At 52.0% G+C, this 16,283-nt stretch carries 14 protein-coding genes; 3 read left to right on the top strand and 11 right to left on the bottom strand.

Annotated features, from left to right (window positions below):
• Positions 1-104: 104 nt before the first annotated feature.
• From BWR18_RS00155 to BWR18_RS00140, 4 genes are all read right to left on the bottom strand, one after another.
• A complete protein-coding gene (locus tag BWR18_RS00155) occupies positions 105-1,070 on the bottom strand; it encodes an ATP-binding protein (RefSeq protein ID WP_076626101.1) in 966 nt (321 codons plus the stop codon).
• Positions 1,067-3,226, bottom strand: coding sequence for a hypothetical protein (locus tag BWR18_RS00150; RefSeq protein WP_076626100.1), 2,160 nt, complete (start codon positions 3,224-3,226; stop codon positions 1,067-1,069). Before BWR18_RS00150 ends, BWR18_RS00155 begins: the two co-directional genes overlap by 4 nt.
• Positions 3,223-3,963, bottom strand: coding sequence for a hypothetical protein (locus BWR18_RS00145; RefSeq protein ID WP_076626099.1), 741 nt, complete (start codon positions 3,961-3,963; stop codon positions 3,223-3,225). Before BWR18_RS00145 ends, BWR18_RS00150 begins: the two co-directional genes overlap by 4 nt.
• Before the next feature lie 450 nt (positions 3,964-4,413).
• Positions 4,414-4,959: a transposase gene (locus tag BWR18_RS00140; RefSeq protein ID WP_076626098.1), complete on the bottom strand. Its 546-nt coding sequence runs from the start codon at positions 4,957-4,959 to the stop codon at positions 4,414-4,416.
• Between the two features lie 226 nt (positions 4,960-5,185).
• Between BWR18_RS00140 and BWR18_RS00135 the strand changes: the two genes are divergently transcribed.
• Complete coding sequence (locus BWR18_RS00135) at positions 5,186-7,048, top strand: TniQ family protein (protein ID WP_076626097.1); 1,863 nt, start codon at positions 5,186-5,188, stop codon at positions 7,046-7,048.
• Between the two features lie 921 nt (positions 7,049-7,969).
• On the opposite strand, the gene BWR18_RS21495 is transcribed toward BWR18_RS00135, so the two are convergent.
• The 6 genes from BWR18_RS21495 to BWR18_RS00120 all read right to left on the bottom strand — a co-directional run bounded on the left by BWR18_RS21495 (position 7,970) and on the right by BWR18_RS00120 (position 13,659).
• Positions 7,970-8,737, bottom strand: coding sequence for a hypothetical protein (locus BWR18_RS21495; protein WP_157598605.1), 768 nt, complete (start codon positions 8,735-8,737; stop codon positions 7,970-7,972).
• On the bottom strand, positions 8,731-10,956 hold the full coding sequence (locus BWR18_RS00130) for a hypothetical protein (protein ID WP_076626096.1): 2,226 nt from the start codon (positions 10,954-10,956) through the stop codon (positions 8,731-8,733). The genes BWR18_RS21495 and BWR18_RS00130 overlap by 7 nt, the downstream gene beginning before the upstream one ends.
• Before the next feature lie 41 nt (positions 10,957-10,997).
• Entirely contained in the window at positions 10,998-11,237 is a 240-nt protein-coding gene (locus BWR18_RS21490; protein WP_172839334.1) for a hypothetical protein, read from the bottom strand.
• A 515-nt stretch (positions 11,238-11,752) separates the two neighbouring features.
• Positions 11,753-12,031, bottom strand: a complete 279-nt coding sequence (locus BWR18_RS00125) for a hypothetical protein (protein WP_076626095.1) — start codon at positions 12,029-12,031, stop codon at positions 11,753-11,755.
• Entirely contained in the window at positions 12,028-12,447 is a 420-nt protein-coding gene (locus BWR18_RS21485; RefSeq protein WP_172839333.1) for a hypothetical protein, read from the bottom strand. Before BWR18_RS21485 ends, BWR18_RS00125 begins: the two co-directional genes overlap by 4 nt.
• A gap of 87 nt (positions 12,448-12,534) precedes the next feature.
• Positions 12,535-13,659, bottom strand: a complete 1,125-nt coding sequence (locus BWR18_RS00120; protein WP_076626094.1) for a phage minor head protein — start codon at positions 13,657-13,659, stop codon at positions 12,535-12,537.
• A 177-nt stretch (positions 13,660-13,836) separates the two neighbouring features.
• Between BWR18_RS00120 and BWR18_RS00115 the strand changes: the two genes are divergently transcribed.
• Both BWR18_RS00115 and BWR18_RS00110 read left to right on the top strand, forming a co-directional pair.
• Entirely contained in the window at positions 13,837-14,469 is a 633-nt protein-coding gene (locus tag BWR18_RS00115; protein ID WP_076626093.1) for a tyrosine-type recombinase/integrase, read from the top strand.
• Positions 14,470-14,799: 330 nt separating this feature from the next.
• Positions 14,800-15,573, top strand: a complete 774-nt coding sequence (locus tag BWR18_RS00110; RefSeq protein WP_157598602.1) for a hypothetical protein — start codon at positions 14,800-14,802, stop codon at positions 15,571-15,573.
• A 323-nt stretch (positions 15,574-15,896) separates the two neighbouring features.
• Here the strand turns inward: BWR18_RS00110 and BWR18_RS00100 are convergent, their stop codons facing one another.
• Entirely contained in the window at positions 15,897-16,250 is a 354-nt protein-coding gene (locus tag BWR18_RS00100) for a hypothetical protein (protein ID WP_076626090.1), read from the bottom strand.
• Positions 16,251-16,283 lie beyond the last annotated feature (33 nt).

Below are 16,283 nucleotides of genomic sequence, written 5' to 3'. Positions count from 1 at the left end.
GCAGAAAAAAAATTGAAAAAATCGAAAAAAGTTGGGAGCCCGCATCAAGAACGAAAAAACCCGCGCCGGGCGCGGGTTCTTGTCAAATCTAATCGGGGGCCGATTTAGGTGGTGAGGGAAGCGTGGAACGGTTGCTCCCTGCGGAACAATGTCGCGTAGTTATCATGTGTGAAGGGCGTAGCTGCCCTGTTCACATTTGTCTTCATGACCCACGCATCAACAAAGTGATCTTTCGTCAGATGCGGTGACTGTGCGACTAAGGCACGTTCGACTGCCTTGGTCGTGATCTCGCAGACAAGACCCCACCGAAACGCAGCCGCAGTGGTCAGGCGATGGATGAAGTCTCGCGTGTTCAGGTCATCTTCGACCTGAAGGCCGACCTTCATCGCATAACTTGTCACGATTTCCTGCACAGTGATCTCTTCCTTATCGTAGTCGATATCCTCGAAATGGATGTAGGTAACCTTTCGACAAAGCTGCTCGAACACGCGCACCGGTTCGTTGATCTCTGGTAGCCCAGACAGTATGAGCAGGAATGGCCAGCGTTTGGACTTCAGAATTGACTTGAAAGAGTCGAGTTCTGCCTCGAGCGCTTCTTCGCTCTTTTTGGCAAGAATATGCTGCATCTCATCGTAGTTGATCCCGATGACACCGTGCTCCGCTCCCTGTTGTACAACACGGGCCCAAGTTTCGGGCTGAGTAAGGCGTGCCCTATCGGACACTGGATAGCGCATGTTCGTGAGGGTCTTTTGTCCAAGTACCTTCCAATTATCCTTGCGGTTGAGTTCACAAGCAACCATGCGAACTGGCTGCCCGGTGGGCAGCATCGCACCACTTGTATTGAAGTTTTTAAGAAGATTCATGATCTCCGTAGATTTGCCGGCGCCACTTTTCCCCGTGACGACCAACACCTCGGACTCGAAGTAATCCCCTCCCCGCAAGTTTCCCAAGTGCCGGCTGAACATTTCAGCGAAAACTCTTTCAAGCTGCGCGGCACGCGGAAGAGGAAAGAGCTTTCCGTTAAATGTCTCAGCGGAATTCACGATTTCGGGGATGATGAACGAGCTCATAGTTTGCTTTCCGTGATAGGTTTCAACCGCCCGGAGACACCTGGATCCGTGCGATCTTTGTGCGCCTCTGTTCTCTCGATGGCGAAGGGCTTGGGCTTACGCCGCTTCGTAATCGTCCCTGGCGCCACAGCTTTCGAGTAGGACCGATCGGGCTCGAAGCCGACATGCGTAAGCGCCTCGGCCTTTTTCTCGAGTTGCGCCAAGGTCCGGTAGCTTTCTGGCAGATTAGGATCGGGCAGCATACCTGAAAGATCGACGCGATCGCGCCTTGCCTGTCTGACCATCTCGTCATTGATCCTGCGCCTATCCGGATTGCCTTGGGCCGCATCCGACATTACCTTGGCGGCCTCTTCGAATGTCAGGTCTTTCAATGCCGTCATGGAGAGTTCGGCTTTGATGATCTTCTTGCCGCGCACGGGCTGAACCGTGACTTCATCAATGAAATCTGGGTCAAGATAGACGTTGACCTTTTTTGGCGTATCATCATGAAACTTCAGCAGTTCATGAGAATTGTATGGTAAATGGCTGAACAGAACGCCTTCAGACGTCGTACTCACGGTCTTCTTGTAACCTAAATACAACCGCCGCGCTTCCGGGCTTGGAGGCTCTATCGGGCCGTAATCTTCAATTGTCTGCTCGAATTTTTCCCACGGAGTTGCCTTGAACATGCCTGTACCCCGGTGCTCCGTGTGAGCGTATTCATCCACCAGATATCGAGTAATTACCGCCATAACATCATTGGGTGTCAGACGGGCATCCGCGACGGGATCCGCGCCAGGAAGAGCGCCTGGTCGACCACCGACATAGCCCTTTTCGAAACGCAAGACGTCCCACTCGATCGAGCCAATCAGCCGTTCGATATGAGTATTGTCATTCGAATGGTGTGTACGACCTAGTTGCGCCACGGTGCCCATGCCCATCTGCGCGGCGTACACCGGTCCGTTGCGTGTCGCGCTCCCATTATCAGCAACGGTCATGAGAAGGCCAGCGGGCGGAGCGGCTTCTTGGCGGCACTTGTACTTCACCACCTCGCGAGACTTGTCGCGTGTCGCCATTCGCAACAGTGCCATGGATTGATCTGAATGGGCAGTTTCCGAAATGATCCAACCGAGCGGAAGCCTAGTCGCGACATCAATCATCACGTGCAACCAAATCCTGATCAGTTCGCCTTCCTCGAAAGCTTTAGATGCATCCTCTGCCTTGATGATCTTCGCTTTGATCTTACCGGTCGTGTCGACAAATATAGACAGATACGCCTGATCCATCGCTGCACGCTCGCCGAACATAAATGCTCTGATTTCAGTCGCGCCACCACCAGCCGTGTTCTTGGTGTGACGGAGCCCGTTGCGGCCGATTTGCTGAGCCAGCGAAGGAACACCAGCCAACCAATTTCGGACAGTGGTGATAGAGGGATGCCCAACATTTCGAACGGCTTCTTCTTCGGGCACCTGAAGCTTCGCGCAGGCAAGTCGATAAAGCCGTGCCAGGTCAATTTTGGAGGGAGACTGGAACGCACCGAGAATGTAGCGAACAACGCTCTTCTGCCATTCTGATAGCTTGCAGGCGCGCTCTGGATCGTGAACGCCCTTCTTGTTGTGACGATTAATCAGAACGACCGGGTTGCGGTTAAAACGAATGTATAGCTCTCGCAGCTTTGCCAAGGTCCGCCCCTTGGGAACTACCGTCTCCGGCTCGTCGCCACTTCGACGGGTAGGACCGATGTTCACGTCAGCGAACAAGCTCACGTCGCCCGAAATTTCAATTGCTGAACGGTAAAGGGCTTTGCGAACAGGAACCCGGTCGAGGTACCGGTGTGTGAGCTTCTGGCCCTCTTTTTCGAGGCGATCCATAGCCATAATCAATGCTTGGCGGGCGCGCGCGTTTCGTTGCTCAATGTCAGGAGTTTGATCGATGTTTCCAAAGCCACCAGTGAACTCTAGGAGCTGCCGTTGGTTCTCGGCCTCCTTCGGCGTGATGACTTCACACTTATTATTCTCGATCGCACGATCGACACGCTGGTAGCCAAGGGTGGTCTGTTCTCCATCTGCCCCAGATACAAGATATCCGTCACGGTCTTTCACCTCGACGCGCCATGTATGCCCGTCAAGTATCAAATCCGATCCGTCTGTCACCTTGTATTTGGGGCGATAGGTCATTCCGCCAGCCACACCCGAGAATGGCGATTGATAACCGCATCCCAATCGGCCTCCAAAACCCCCTGAGCGATGAGGCGCATACAGGACCTCCAAGCGTTCACTCGGGGAAGCGGACATTGATCAATGAGGTCTGACATGAGCCAAAACGACACTCTATGGGCAATCTCGGAAACGGCTTCGTCATCGCTCGGGTTTTTCAACCCGTGAAGGTACCACATTCGCCGCAGATTATCGCGACGGGCGCGCGAGTAATTGTCTGTATTCACGACAATGGTCTCGTCCGCGAAACGGTCATCGACACAAGAGAAAATAGCGTCAATCTCTTCCTGCACGCGCTCAGTTCGCAAACCCTTACCGTTCTTGACGTATGCGGCAATCCGGTAGCCGTCATTCATGGTGATCCGCAGATCGAAATAGTGATCGCGGTACCCCCGTTTGTTGTATCTCCATGGGTAACGGATGGGTGGTAGCAGAACCTCCAATCCATGAAAGTCAGGATCAAGCGACGCTTCCAGGGCAACAGAGAATTCACCCTCGGACTCAAAATGATAAATCTGCGGCTGCCCCTTTGTTGCGGGCGTCGACATGGCAAGGGAAACACGATGCGCGGCATTGCTCCGTGTCATGGGGTTTCGCGCGCCTCTGTACGGAAGAACACCGAGGGGAGCGGGCACCTTAAGCGGTGGCAACTTTTTTGTTTTTACTGGTGTTGGGTCCCAGTCCATTGGGTAGGGCATGACTTCTCCGTTTCCGAAAGATCACTCTTTCAGGTGTTTACTGTTACGTTCTGCGGAGCCGACATTGCGCTTGCCTGGACCATTTTTGGTCTCTACGCTGGCAAGGGTTATCGGGCATCAGCCCCGCCTTGTTCGGCGCGCCTTTTGGCGCGCCGTTTTTTGTTTCCGCACCTCTGCCGTGAAATCGACCATGTGAGATGCGGGGTCGCCGAGAAACGTTCATCGCGCGGCGTGTCGAGTCAATTCTTATTTTATATCAACAGGTTGAAACCCTTCCTCCTATTCAAATTCGCACGCCAAAGTGGCTTCTTTCTCATCCACAAACCGACGCCAAAGGACCCAGGTACTGAGTTTGGCATCGTTCTTTGAAGGGCAATTAGGACGAGGATTTGGCTTCCGGAAGAGCGATCGGCAAGTTCGCCAAACTAGGGTGTGGACGAGCTATCTACTTTACTCAATTCCGAGCATCTGCCAGCGACGTCTCTGTTGCACGGTGAGAAGCCAACGGAGGTAATCATCGGACGTAGGATCAATATCTTGTGGGAAATCGAGTTCATTTACGCAAATACAGCATCCGAGAAGTCCGCCATTCTCTAGCGACAGATCCTTGCGCACCAAATTACGTATCCTGAATGCAGTCGCATAGGCGATACCGTATCGTTCTTTGGTTCCATGCACAGTCGGCAAAGACCCGCGGGTTTTACTCTGGACGATTTGTTCTGCAAGGCAAAGGTACGTCTTCAATCCCAAACGCTGTCCGTGAAGAACGGTGCCTGAGGTGATTGAAAACTGCGTTTTGCATTCACGGCAAGAGTAAGGTTTTCGCGCCTTTATTCGAGCAAAGTTTTTTTTCGAACACGCGGGGCAAATCGGTCCATTTGGCCAACGGATCTCGTGGAGACGGTTTTCGCACGCCTCTTCCGAAGCGAAATACTCATTAACGCCCTCAACTGGCAGGCGTAACGACAACGAGAGCCAATGAGCGCGATCATCCATAATTGAGTTCCCTTGGCACAACGCCCACGCCACCACATCAGTTCGACATATGACGTCTTTTAGGGCCTTCTGATCTTCAGAACGCGATCACCAGTCCGTGCAGGCGGCAGAGTTGCAAAGTGAATTGCCCAGCATAGCTCTCGAAAATCTAGCCAACCGCTCGTAAGATTGATTCACCTTCAAGCCCGAACGGCCGTTTTCCTACCTGATGTGCCCGAGAAGAACCATGCTATTCAACCCCGCTACGTCACGACATCGTGAAACTCTGATTTCGCTCTTTTCACGCTCTGCATCGATGCACGGGCTGCCCTTCACAGTTTTTGCCAACGAAATGGGCCTTGGGGTTAGATCCATTGTGAATGCTGAAGATCGAGCTGTCAGGCGCATCCAAGAGCTTCACGGCCTGTCAGAAGATGCAGTTCGCGAGCTTGTCTCATGGAGTGGCAAGCCCATCGGCAAAGTTCGAATTCACTTTCGCGGCGCCGAGGTCGTATCACGTGCTTTGAGAAACCCAACCATTAGAGGTTGCCTTACCTGTCTGAAGGAGGACGCCGCGCTGACGCCGAAGTCGCCAGCGAACAGTATGGCACTGCGCGGCGACTGGCACCTACGCCATGTCGCGATTTGCCTACGGCACTCCAAGCCTCTCGAGCCACTTTGGACTGAAGGTCCGCTTTCCACGAGGTATGATCTGACAACACAGATGCAAAGATTGAATGAGCGACTGGCTACCGGCGATCTGACGAAGGAAAAAGTTGCGATCACAGAATATGACCGTTGGCTCGACAACCGCCTGGAAACCGGTGAAGACCCAACTTGGCTTCGCCAAACCAGTCTGGCGAATGCGGCTGCATTTGTACGTCTCCTGAGCTCAGAGTTACTCCGTCTTGAGGATCATGCTCCGCTTGCTGACGATAAAGTTCTTGAGGGGCGAAGCTTTGGATTTGATGCCGTCAAACATGATGAGGACGCTGCATCCAAGGCTCTGGTCCACTTGGTTGAGCTTGCAAATGGACATCTGGACGAACCCCAAAAAGCATTTGGAAAGCTTTATTCCTGGCTTGCGAGGGATACACTTGAGGACCCTGATTGCGATCTTTTTCGAAACATCATGCGAGAAGTCATTTTAGACAGATGGGCGGTCGCACCCGGTGACATTGTTCTTGGAAAGGCAATCTCCCAACGCCGAGTACATTCTGTGACGACAGCAGCTTCGAGCGTGGACCTCGGCACACGACTCACAAGGCGCCTGCTCTCAGCTAAGGGGCTCATAGAGGTTGATGATCCTCGCCCGTGTTCCCGCCTCACGTTTGATGCTCAAAGTGCGGTACCGGTCCTTGCGAAGATTTCACGCCTGGTGGGACCCATCGAAATGCGACGCCGCATGAACACAACTCGCAAGCAATTCGATGCGCTTGTCGAGGGCGGTCTGTTGACCCGGTTTGACGAAGCAGAGCCGCTGAAGTCGCCATGGGACCCGGAAGAGGGTCTTTCGCTAATTGCAGAACTTACTTCCGATGCAGAGGAAGTGAGCATCGACGAAACCGAATGGGAGCACATATATCAAGCCGCGCTGCGCGCACGTGTTCCCATCGAGCAAATCGTCGCCGCTATCCGTAAGGGAAAGATTAGAACGGGTCATTGCCCAGATCTTAGCGGTTACGCTTCTGTCTTCGTACGAAAGTCAGATATCGACGCGGCGGTTCGACCGGAGCGCCCCTCAGATCCAACGGTAGCCGAGTTCGCGCGCATGGTGGGGCTTCATCGCGATGGTGGTATGCGTGCGTTGGTCAAATGTGGCGCAACGCCCTCGACTCCAAAGTTCAATCCGCAAACGGCCACCGTCATCGAATATATCACGGAAGCCGACGCTCTCGAGTTCCACGGTAAGTTCACAACCCTTAAGCTCTTGGCCAATCGGATGGGTCAGCCGAGCCGCACACTGTCTGCCCGCCTCAGAAAAGCAGGCATCAGTCAGTTTCGTTCTGATGGTATCGCTTGCGGATCAGTTTTCCTGAAAAATGACCTAGACCGCTACGTTGAGTTTTCGCGCGACAATCCTGATCTCGAGGCCCTTCAGACCAAATGAGCCAAGGTGGTAGAATTCCCTGATGCGGGTCGACGTCGGCGCCCACATAAGGTGTTGGCTCAATCGAATTTCTCTCGGCTTTGCGCATCGTTGAAGAGAAGGGATGCATGAAAGCTGGACAACGCGATAAAAGAAATTCTCTTCAATTGTCCATGTATGCAGCGTTACTGACCAACTGATCGCCCCTCCCCTAGCTCACCAATCCTTAGGCCACCTACGCCTGACACCCGAAAGCTCCGCATCCGGCTCGTACATATTCGTTGTTGCCAATGGTAGGCCAAAGTCTTTGCGCCGCGATCTGGCAACGACGTCTTCGGCTCAAGCAGACATTGACCATCCCTCGGACATTCTACGATCGCAGCCTGCATAGCCGACATTAGCGGCAATCGCACTATCTGGGTCAGGTCGAACTCACACATCGCGGGACGAAGTTCCAATTGGCTGCGGCTGCGCCAAGGTCTGCTTTGCAGATGTTGACTCCGTCAAAAACGGTCGTTTTTGTCACAAGCGAGCCAGCGAACGAAATAGTTCAAGTATCTTGTGCCACAAACCTTTGGCGAAACTAAATTTGATTCTGTCACGTTTTTGGCAGATGCCAGATAAGCCGACGTTGGTCCACAGTGCAGCATCGGTCAAATTGGGCTCACACCCGCCATTAGATCGATCGCAGCATGTTCAAACCACAGGCGCACGGCCATCCGCAAGGACGGCCCATACCGGACATTCGACTTACCTTCGCAATGCTGCGGACGCAGCCCGCACTGCCGACATTCGCCGCGACAGCGAAACCTGATGCGGGTCAAACTCGCACAACGCGGACGAAACGCTCTTTCGCTGCGGCTGCGCCAATGTCTGCTTTTTGAATCCGCTTTCGGGACTGGATTGTCTAACGGCCATACAGAAGTGGGTTTTCAATGCGCGTTATGGCGAATCAAGCAAAACAAGCGGTTCAAAAATACCTGATGGAGCGTCAGTCGACTTTGAACTGGAACCTCTGTAGGTTTGGATGCTGTCGTCACCAATCCGTACAATTCGTTCTGTAGGATCGTAGACCAATTCGCATACCTTAAACGCCACAGCAGTTCCGACAGTCTCAGAGTAATTTAGCACCAAATCTGATGAACTCTCCATTCCAGCACTGACCTCAAATTGCGTCATAGAAGGCCCATGAGCTTCAATACCTGCTTCACTGGTTCGAATTTTCCGCACCTCGAAGCTGCTACAGAGCACCAAATCTGTAATAACAAAAGCCCGGCCACCTTTGATTGTCTCATAGTTTTCTCTGCCGAATTCTTTTGAAAAGCTCTCGCTCAATTCCCTCCTGAAAGAGATCCTATCGACAATTGACTCTGTTACCAAAGTCTTGAATTTGTAAATATATATCCATTGCACACCTAGGTTCCCTTTGATGCTTGCGCCATCAACCCCAGAAACCAAAGGCACCCCGGCGGTCGCTTTACCATCAAAGCCGTACTTGAATGTCGCGTCAGTCAATAGAACCTGACCGCCATCAGTGCTTGGGGGCACGCCGCCAGAGCTCGAAGGCAACAAAGCCCGTATGTCGGAGTGGACAACGGTTACAGGCTGACTCTTAAACAGATTTAAACCACTCCTTTTGCTTTTGGTCAAAAGTGCAAAGGGTTTCAGGGTTGGCTGAGGTACATTAAGCCATGAGTATCCATCTAGCATAGCGTTTGTCCTTCGTGGAATAAATTGAAGTTGAACTTACCCACATGTTCGAGGCTTAGACCTTGAAGCGATGTCCTTAAATCGAACTCAGACAGCACGGTTTTGCCCTGAACATCTTTGAGCAGTCTTTGAATAAGCGTCGGAGGGATCGTCTCGTGCAAAAGGCCTTCGAATCCGACTGCAAATCCACCCGCTTCAGATATCTTTCGCGCATACTCGGTCGAATTGCAGCAAAGCAACACGCTGAGCTTTGGCGCGAAGCCTGTCTCCCCGACAGCCTGAACGAACTCCTCTATTCCAATCGGAACGGCGCGTTGGTCAGGCTCTTCGCTAACCAACTCAAGAACATTGCTGCTGGTAATGTGCGCTGCCAAGACAGAAATCTCGGATCGGACACGCATAGCTGTCAACAATCTATTGTAAGAAAGTACAGGTACTGGTTCAAGAAAGTCAAAGGACGATTGAAAAAACTCGGTTAAAGTGCTGTGATTGTTAAATAACTTGTCTCTGTTGGAGGGCGATGAGTGACAATACTGTAAAGTAGGAGTCTTTGATAGGATAACTGACCGAAGGCCCTCCATGCCAGCACCAGAAGCAGGAACAACAGGCTCTGACGTTACCAAATTCAAAAGTGAATCGACTTCAACAGCACTGAGATAGACAGCACTGTCTTCCGCTAGGAGTTTCTTCCTTATACTTGTAGTTTTTAGGCTTTCTACTGGAATAGATAGACCAGCTCCACTTAGATCATAAAATTGATCGAGAGAAATGCCGACCGCTTGGTTAGAAGCATTGTAGTTGTTGTGCTGAGAAAACTGCTCCTTGTTCCATATAATCTCGTGAGTGCCTTCTTCAAAAACTGCCTCGAGGTTCTCAAAAAGTACTTCAGCGTCTGAGTATCGCTCCGAGTTCTGGTCACCTAATCCCCTTAGCTTCATTCGCTCCTGATCGATATCGACGAAATAAGTACGCTCAATGCGTCCAATGCCCCAAATCCTACAGCCCCTCTCTTCGTATGGATTTAACTCGTCGTCAAAAGTATAAGTAAACACAAGGTATTGCTCCTCGAAAAGGTACCGTCCACGAGGGCCTAATTGAATATATACCGGATATTTACCATGAGAGAGAATCGAGCTTGTCTTTCGTCCTTCAATGCGTCTCGGGTTGGACGACACAATCATCCCGTTTACTTGATCGTACGGCAGCTGCAAATGCTCTTCACTCAAACGTGCGCTTCGCCCCAAAGCATCACCCAGCAGAACTCGATCAATTTCTGCTCGGTCGAGATACTCAGCTTGTACACTTTCTGCCTTTAAGTACTGACTAATCGACCGCAACAAGTTGGTTGAGCGCTGGAAGTCGAGTACATAGGAAATTTTTCTTAAGTCGTAGTCCGAGTTAATGTGAGAAAGGTTACAAGTCAGCCTGCTCGAAGCTATTTCTGGCACACAGATTATGATCTCATCTCGATTAAACTTTGCCTTTGGGTTCGTTTGAAAATTCCTTACAGATACAGTAAAACCAAATCCGCTAAATTTCGTTCCATCGTCGCAAACAAAATCAACTTTGGTCTGCTCTAGTTTTTCGAAGCCAGGCATCACTTGAGTCAATATCCACTTTGCGCTTGCCATGTTGTCGTAAGGATCAAGTGAATAGATTTGTTCAACTTCCCTCGACAAATACACAGTGCTGTCCGTTAGCCTATGCTTTCGAGCGTGGCTGCCGTCCAAGCTGAACCCAAAGCGCACCATTTGAGAAATAATTTCCCCATTTAATTGACGATTGTTAAATACCTCTGAAACCAGCTTTTCGTAACCTCTCGCTTCCGCAAACCTCACGGCTTCCAGCAAAAGATCTTCGATACACTGCTCACGGAAACGGCTGTAGTCGGGGCTGTCTTTGATGGACTTGCTCAACTCATTATCCAAGATTGAAAGGTTCTTTATCTCGAGGTAAGGAGTGAAAGCTTTCTTGGTTAGAATCATCGAAGCCGCTAGCGAAATGGACTGCTTGTCCTCATCGTCGAGTAAGACAAACGCTCCATAGGCGATCCGTGCATAGTCGTCTTCTTTGAGGCCTGTTATTACGTTTCTAATCCAAGACTCATGATTTGGATACGCTTCGTTCCACAAACGAAGTTTTGCCAAGTTGTTGTTTAGCACCTTTTCATATTCGACGCCAGAATGCAGCCGCCGCACGAACATATAACGACCTGACATTAATCTTCCGATCGTCCTATCAGATAATACAAAAGCTTTTCCTAGCCAAATTTCTTCAGTGCATACTTGTAGTTATCCAGATTTGTTCGATCATTTAATTCTTTCATGCAATGTTGTTCCCGTACCCGCACTTTACAACCTTCGTACTTAAAGCCTTTTCCATTGGCGGCTTTTGTAATGCGGTTAGGTTCTTGCGTGATCACCACGCAGTCGTCGTTACCGCTTAGGACTCGAGTAATTTGCACAATTGCTGCTTCTGAAAATTCTTCTGTGGTCAGCACAAAGACCTTGTATGTTCTTGGCCACATGGACGATGCCTCTTCCGTAACTCTCCAAACCGCGGTTCGAGTAGCCTTACACGTCAAAACCTCGACTTGCTACTTCTTTTCTGTAGACCTCCACAGATTGTCTGCAGGCACAGTAAGGACTTGCACCTGTTGCCATTTGATATCCTTTCACCGCGCGTACCAAAAGCGGGCTTTGGTCCATGCCGCGGCATTGAGCAAAAAGGGCTGCTCGCGGCCATTAGGTCGTTCGCAGCATGTTAACATGACGGGGACGCCACCGCCTGCAACAGCGGCCCTTACCGGACTCTCAGCGCCAATGCCGGATGCTGCAGTCGCAGCCCGCAATGCGGACATTCGCCTAGGCAACCGCATTGGACCCAAATTCGAGCTTGTACGGCGACAAAATGTTCTTTCTCGCAGGGTTTCGGCACCTTAACGAAGCTCGTTGACGACAGGTTTGTCATCGCCCGAGACATGTCGGGCGCGTAGACAATTGCCCTACCAACCCATCAAGGCATCGGGCCATCCGAGAAAAGAAAGTGATGAAGCTTTGCGAGATAATCATAAAACTCAACATCGGTATCAAAGCTGATCTCTGTGCGATCCTCATATTCCGAAGCCGTAAGCTCTCTTTCAGCCAGGACATGATCAAAATTCGAACGGAAGCGCTCGGCCCACTCACCGCGCGCGTCGATCTCTTCTTTTAACTGTGGGGGACCATATACGTTGCCTCCGCCATAGATGAACATATCATCCAGCCATGCCTGGGTTCGAAGATCGACCATCATCTCACTCCTGTCGGGAACAACGTGACCAAAGAAGGCTCGCCCGTAGGCAAAAGCTCATATACAGCAGTGACTGTACCACCACCAAAATCAACCGTCTGTATTCCCGTTGGATTTTTAACACTACCTAGACGACGGATTCCCTCTACAGCGTTCTGGAAATCTCGCCCAAGAACATCTTCAATCGGCAACGATACCTCAAAGGTCGTTCTTGTCCGCAATCCAACCCTCGACATCGCCTCATCACGTGCCGCACGGTAGTCGGGTGACCTGCGAATTTGGGCTTCCGCCGCTACAAAGTCTGCTTCGTTGGTTATTCGCGTCGCGGTTCGGACCGTATTGTGTGTCCCCCCGGTGACCCCATCTGTCGTGGTGCCGGTCATTGGGTCAATGCCACGCAGAACCCGATCCGCCAGCATCTGGCGTGTCACCGCTCCTTCATGCCGTTGTGGCCCGTGCCCCTGAGTCTCCAGATCTGCAAAACGGCTCGCAACCAGCGCATCGACCTAGCGGCGACGCGTGTTGATCATATCGTCAAACCGAGTGCGACCAGCACGTAGAGCGTTCAGAACTGCTGTCGGACGCAGACGGGTCAGATTGATCCCCAGCTTTGCCGCACCCACCGTGAAGGCCGTTCCACCAAGAAGGACCGACGCATCGAGGTAAGCCACGTCTTCATAGGCGCGCAGCAAGGCTTCTTCACTGGTCAGGCCCAGGCGGTATTCAAGGTCAAGCAAGCGGAGCTCTGCGTGCTGCGCCTCGAAATAGGCAACCGCCTCCTCGGCGATCTGCTCGGCCGTTTCACGATCCAGATCTGCCAAGCGCTCCAGCGCATCAAGGATATTCTGCCGCGCGGTCAGCCGTTCCTGTTCTTCCTCGTCCGTGATGACACCGAACAGACGCCGATATCCGAGATAGGAAAAACGGAGCACATCGTAGATGCCAGTGACCGTGCCAACCAGCGCGTCCTCACCGGCTCGCGCAAGGCCCCTGCCTTGTGCATCCGATATGCGATCCGCCAGGTCCGGCGAAACCGGGCGACCTGTCAGAATGGTCTGTCCATTGAGAATAGCCGGTTCCGCATAGCACCGACAGTTGTGCGCTTCACCCGGCAACCCATCCGGAAAGCCGTGATCCCATGGAAATACACGGTCATCCCGCTCGGCATGGCTGGACCGGACCTTTGAATCGTCAGCAGATCGCCAGATGTAATGCGTGACACCCGCTGCCCGTTGCCGCGCCTCGTTCAGTTCGTTCTCAAATCGCCGCAACAACCAGGCTTCAGTCGCTTGGATGTCCACTTCAATCAGAGATACTATCCCGGCTCTGTCATGACCTTCACGCTCATAAACGGCCAACGTCGCGGTAAGGCGGGCCTCAAATTCATCATAAATACGCTGCTTCAAAGGTCCGGAGTTATAACCATCTGCATCGCCAAAGCTTTCAGACAGGAACGCGGCATTGCCCGCGTCAGCGTCTTCCAGAAGCTCCAGAAATCTCTGGAAATACGGTGCCAGATTGAAGGATGCATCCTTCCGCTCAGGCGCTCGGTTCAGCCGGTGCAAACTGACCGTAAATTCTGATTTACCGCCAGACCGAAGGAAGCGGACAAAAGGTGTATCAAGCGCCATAGCCAGCCTCTGAACGAAGTTGGCTTTATCCTTTCAATTTGCAGTTATTTTTTAGGAAACGGACCGAGCGGTACGGCCCGAACTGGCAACTAAGAGAAATTTTGCCTTTGATGTTAAGCTAAGCTGTCAGCATTGGGTTGTCGTTTGAGGAGGGCATGGCGGACCGGAGAATCAGTCATGGAAACACCAAACCTACCTGCAATTCGCGCCCTGCGGCCAGCCTGGAACAAGGGTCGCATTGTCGGCCAGAAACGACCGCTCAAACCAAAGCACGTCTGGGCGACCCGGGTGCGACTTGAACTGGCCGAGAACCATCGCGATCTCGCTCTGTTTAATATGGCGATCGACAGTAAGCTTCGCGGCTGTGATCTGGTGAAGATGAAAGTCGTTGACGTTATGGCGTCTGGTCAGATCAAAGAGCGCGCTTCCGTGCTGCAGAGCAAGACGCAGAAACCAGTCCGGTTTGAGATATCTGAAGGTACACGCGCTTCCGTCGAGAAGTGGATGAAAGACGAATTGATGGTCGGATCTGAGTATCTTTGGCCAGGCCGTTTTCATGAACGTCTTCACATTTCGACACGCCAATATGCACGGATTGTTAGGGACTGGGTCACGTCGATCGGACTGGAGGCCAGTGCGTACGGCACACACTCAATGCGACGAACGAAGGTTACCCAAATCTATAAAAAGACGGGAAATCTGCGCGCGGTGCAGCTACTGTTGGGTCACACAAAGATGGACAGTACTGTCCGATACCTTGGCGTCGAGCTTGAAGATGCGCTGGCCATTGCGGAAGCAATTGAAATCTAACATCACCGGGCCGTCGTCGCAGGCGGCCCTCGGCCCATAGCTGCCGCTCAAGTTGAAGCCAGATGCTGCGATGCAGCTTCCCCAAAGCGGACGTCAACCATTCGAGTCAAGTCACATCGGTTCCAGGAAATGGCAGTGGGTCCCATTTTCGTTACCTCGTAAGCGCGATCTCTCACTTACGTCACGCACAAGGCGTGTGCATGTTCGAAGAAGGTTGAATCAACGTTGGTTCTTCAAACATCGAGGTCAGACTTATCCGTTGTCGGTGATTGCGAGCTAGGACGTGCTGCTTTAGCGTGCGCGGACAGCAGTTGAGGAAGCGCAAATACAGTGTCGCGGCAGATCGAAACAGACAACTGGCATTGGATTTCATTTGGATCGGGTGTTGGCGCAGCAGCCCTTTTTGTTCTTTTGCTCTACGCCCCTAACGGGATGTGGAAGGTCGTCCTCATAATCATGCTCGCAGCGTCACTCGTTGTTCTGCTCGCCAATCCGCGCAATCGGATACTTGCTTTAGGAACAGCCACTTCTCTGGCGGCACTTGCTGGTTTCGTTTCCGATATCTCACTGAACCTATCAGCTACCTTTCCGGGAGGAGGCGTCTTACAGGGCGGCGTAGAGGGTGGAACTGACATTCCGCCAGTGTTCTTTCTTTTACTTCTCATTGTCGGGCTTTTAGCGATTACCATAGATGCCCTCGGCCGTGGTTGGATCTTTCCGTCTCTGCGCAAAAGGGATGCAACACGCCCAGAACTCTCCTTCGTTCTAAACGCCGCAGAAATCCCGCTTGGACAGGCGGTTTCAAACGATGGGCAAAAGCGATTCCATGTACGATTGCTGGTCTCAAAAGAAATAGGCGACGACGTGCGGCTGGCAAATATCGCAATCAAAGACGCCAGTGTTACTGAATTTGCAATTGGAGCCGGAGATGGAGTGCAAATCTCCCAAACAATTGAGGGAACCAGCGCGGCTGAGTTGAGCATTCTCGGCGGCTTCCCGGTGGCGAAACTGTCCCGTGGTCGCGCCAAACGAAAAATCGTCGTTGTGGACGAGTTCAATCGTCAATGGTTGGCTGGACAGGTGGTTTTTCAGGAGGCCAATTAGTCCACAGACAATCCGCGCATAAGCCGGAGCATCAATCCGTCATCCGTTTCTCGGCTTGAGTCTGGCAGAATGACCTTTACCTCCACCACGTCGAACTGAGTATCAAACTCATAGCCGACAGTCAGGCCGGCTACCTGAAGTCGATACCTCGGTAACTCGTTTGATATAGATATCGCGTCTGGTGGTATTGGGTTGGCGACAAGCGCACGGAGTTCGGGGATCAACGCGTCCTTTGACCGTTGATCTAGTCCGTTGAACACGCTGCGAGCTGTTGCGCGAAGAATTACTCGTCTTGAACTACTCAACGGACCGCAGAATGCCTTTTAGCTACCTTGCTCGGTAATGACGTCTTCTAAGTCATAGAATGTCTGGTCAGGGTTTCGATCTGCCTCATCCATCGCAGCGTTCACTCGTGCATTCTCCATCAAATGCACAAGTGCAACGGCAACTTTCGAATACTCAATGGGAAGAACAGTCGCGACTTCTTTGCCGTATGAGGTCAAAATCGCACCGGAAGCGTTGTGGCTAACGCGGCCAACGATCTCTCTTTGCTCCCGGCGAAACTCTTCAACACCCTTTCGCTCGAGAGAGCCACTCAAGCGCGACCAGATTTCATCCACCAACTCGGATGACAGGCCCTTTTCTCCTACTGGGAGGTCTGAAAAATCGAGTTTCATCCTTATCTCCTGCCTGATATCTTGAACCCAGAG

The sequence above is a fragment of the Tateyamaria omphalii genome, assembly GCF_001969365.1.
Classification (GTDB): domain Bacteria; phylum Pseudomonadota; class Alphaproteobacteria; order Rhodobacterales; family Rhodobacteraceae; genus Tateyamaria; species Tateyamaria omphalii_A.
The sequence above is the reverse complement of the archived record's forward strand: the minus strand, read 5'-3'. Positions and strand labels throughout refer to the sequence as shown.